Raw genomic sequence first — 2,166 nt, 5'->3', positions numbered from 1 at the left:
CGGCAGCAGGGTCTGCGCGCGGCCTCTGGTCTTGGCCAGGGTGACCGTCAACGTGGTCTGACGGATCAGCAGAACGGCATCGACGACCGCTTTATCCAGCAGCGCCTGGAGCTGGCCAACCAGTACGGCGATGGCTCGCGCGGCATGAGCCTCGACGAGTACACCCAGAAGCTGGCCGCGCTGAAAGCCACGCAGCAGGATCTGCATGACACCGTGCGATCCAACTACGACGAAATGACCGCCGCCCAGGGTGACTGGAGCGCCGGCGCATCGTCGGCGTGGCAGAACTACCTGGAATCAGCGCGTGACGTGGCCGGGCAGACGAAAAGCCTGTTCTCCAATGCTTTCAGCGGAATGGAGGACGCAGTCGCGAACTTCGCCATATCAGGAAAGTTCGCGTTTTCCGACTTCACCAAATCGATCTTGGCCGACATGGCGCGCATCGCAACTCGGCAGGCGGCCTCCGGGCTGCTGTCGAACATTGCCAGCACTGCCGCCAGTGCTTACTTCGGCAGTGGCGATGCCCCGGTTTCGGCTGGCTCGACCCAGGCCGGCTATACGGGGAGCGATTTCTCGAGTTGGGTTTCTGGGCAAAGAGCCACGGGCGGACCGGTCGCGGCGAACTCGCTGTATGAGGTCAACGAGTTGGGGCCTGAGCTTTACAACGAGGGCGGCCGGTCATTCCTCATGACCGGGGCGAACGGCGGAAGTGTAACGCCACTGACCACTGGCGGAGGGACTGGCATTCAAGCCATGAGCGGTGGCGGCGCTACACAAATCAGCGTGCAAGTGAATGTCGCCAGCGATGGCAGCACCAGCGCAACATCCAGCGATCCGTCGTATCAGCAGTTCGGCAAAGAGCTTGGCGACTTCGTCGAGCAGAAGTATCGGCAGCTGCTGCGCAAGGATCTGGGACAGGGCGGCAGCATTACCAGAGCAATCAAAGGGTGACGGTTTATGGCGCTTGAGCGATTCACCTGGCAGATCGAAAAAGGGGCCGAGGGCGACATCAGTCAGCGGGTACGTTCCAAACAATTCGCCGACGGCTACAGGCAGTCGGTGTCGGATGGCATCAACAACAAATCGCAGTCCTGGCCTTTCAGCTACACCGGCAACGCCGACACGGTCAAACAGATCATCGCCTTCCTCGATCGCCACGCGGGGGCGAAAGCCTTCCTGTGGGCGCCGCCACTCGGTGAGCTCGGCCTCTACAGATGCACGGGTTACAAGCCTGCGCACAGGGGCGGCGACGTTTACGCCCTGACCGGAACCCTAGAACAAACCTTTCACCCATAAGGAACTGCCTCATGGCATTGATAACGGACATCCAGAAGCTGGAGCCCGGCGGGGAAGTGCGGCTGTTTGAAATTGACGGCACGGAATACGGTGCTGACGTGTTGCGCTTCCACGGTCACGCCATCCCGCACACGCCAGCCGAGCTACTGGCCTACGAGGGCTCAGTCGACGAGCTCCCAGCAAAGTCGATCTGGTGGCAGGGCAACGAGTACGCGGCCTGGCCGGTGCAGATTGAAGGCATCGGCGCGGACAGCAACGGCAGCGCAACTCGACCCGTATTCAGCGCTGGCAACGTCAACGGGCGAATCACGGCGCTGTGCCTGGCGTTCGACGACCTGCTGAAGTTTCAGCTGACCGTGCGCGAGACCATGGCGCAGTACCTGGATGCGGTGAACTTCCAAGATGGCAACCCGACTGCCGACCCAACGCAAGAGGCGCTGGAAATCTGGTACATCGACCAGAAAACCGGCGAGGACGGCGAGGCCGTGCAGTGGGAGCTGTCATCCCCGGGCGAGATCGACAACCACGGATTGCCCGGGCGGCAGATGACGACTTTCTGTCACTGGGCCATGACGGGCGGATATCGCGGACCGAACTGCGGCTACACCGGTGGCGCGATGTTCGACGATGACGACAACCCGACCGACGACCCGAGCAAAGACGAATGCAAGGGCGGGCTCAAGTCCTGCAAAGTGCGCTTCGGAGACAACAACCAACTTCCACACGGCGGCTTCCCCGCTGTTTCCCTGATCGCCCGGAGCTGACCATGCGCAAGCACATCCTGAGTGCGATCCAGGCACACGCCGCCGCCGAGTACCCGAAAGAGTGCTGTGGCTTGCTACTGGCCGTAGGGCGCAAACAGCTATACCA

At 61.8% G+C, this 2,166-nt stretch carries 3 protein-coding genes and 1 pseudogene; all 4 read left to right on the top strand.

What is annotated here, in order from left to right:
* On the top strand, positions 1–951 hold a 951-nt coding region (locus ACXRVY_RS25520), incomplete at its 5' end, for a phage tail tape measure protein (protein WP_458238580.1).
* A gap of 6 nt (positions 952–957) precedes the next feature.
* On the top strand, positions 958–1,296 hold the full coding sequence (locus ACXRVY_RS25515; protein ID WP_457265745.1) for a phage tail protein: 339 nt from the start codon (positions 958–960) through the stop codon (positions 1,294–1,296).
* An 11-nt stretch (positions 1,297–1,307) separates the two neighbouring features.
* The gene (locus tag ACXRVY_RS25510) at positions 1,308–2,060 is read left to right on the top strand and encodes a phage minor tail protein L (RefSeq protein ID WP_457265744.1); all 753 of its coding nucleotides are present in this window, start codon (positions 1,308–1,310) and stop codon (positions 2,058–2,060) included.
* A 2-nt stretch (positions 2,061–2,062) separates the two neighbouring features.
* A pseudogene (locus ACXRVY_RS25505) lies at positions 2,063–2,166 on the top strand (phage tail protein); the annotation flags it as partial.

The sequence above is a fragment of the Pseudomonas sp. P5_A2_2 genome, assembly GCF_054177685.1.
The sequence above is the reverse complement of the archived record's forward strand: the minus strand, read 5'-3'. Positions and strand labels throughout refer to the sequence as shown.